The following is a 779-nucleotide window of genomic DNA, read 5'->3' as shown; positions in this document are numbered from 1 at the left end:
GTTCGGCGGCGTCGGGCTCGGGTCGCTCTCGGCCGGGCTGCTGGCCGCTGCGGGCCTCTCCGCCTCGCAGGTCTTCCTCGTCGGGGCGCTCGCGCTCGCCGCCGTCGTCGCGGCCGCCGCGCTGCTCACGCCCGGCGACGCCGGCTCGGCCGTACCCGCCGCGTCGGCGTCGACGATCGCTGTGCCGGTCTCCGTGACGCCGTCCGCCGGCCGCGTGGTGACGCTGGCCGCGGCCGTCTTCGCCGCCAACGGCATCTTGGCCCTGTTCACGTCCACGCTCCCCGGCGAGATCGCGAGGCTCGCGGGCGGCGCGAGCCTCGTCGCCGGCCTCTCGGCGGGCACCGTGATGCTCTCGGCCGGTGCCGCCCGCCTGCTCGTCGGCGCCCGCCGCACCCGCCGGCTTCCCACCGCCCTCGCGGTGCTGCTCGCGATCGGTGCCGGTGGCATCGTCGCCGCCGTCGCGGGGCCCGCGCCGATCGCGATCGCCGCCGCCCTCGTCGCGGGGATCGCCCTCGGCGCCGCCGCCGGACTCGTGTACGACCTCGCCGTGCGGCGCAGCGCCGCCGTGGGCGCCCTCGTCACCGTGCAGCGCGCCGGACAGCTCGGCCTGGTCGTGCCGCCGGTGCTCATGACCGCGGCGGTGACCCTGTGACATCCGTGATCGAGATCGCGACGATCCTCATCCCCGCGCGACCCCCGACAGCGTCGATGCGCCCCCGACACATCGACCCCTCTCCGACCGAAAGACACTCATGAAAGCCAGCTTCGACATCGGCGGG

Annotated in this window: 1 protein-coding gene; it reads left to right on the top strand. The window is 76.5% G+C overall.

Going from position 1 to position 779, the window contains the following annotated elements:
• Window positions 1-652 (top strand): hypothetical protein (locus tag ASG00_RS14745; protein WP_200930837.1); only part of this gene is annotated, 652 nt, incomplete at its 5' end.
• Window positions 653-779: the final 127 nt, after the last annotated feature.

This window comes from Microbacterium sp. Leaf351, assembly GCF_001423825.1.
Classification (GTDB): Bacteria; Actinomycetota; Actinomycetes; order Actinomycetales; family Microbacteriaceae; genus Microbacterium; species Microbacterium ginsengisoli.
This window is presented reverse-complemented; position numbering and strand designations above follow the sequence as displayed.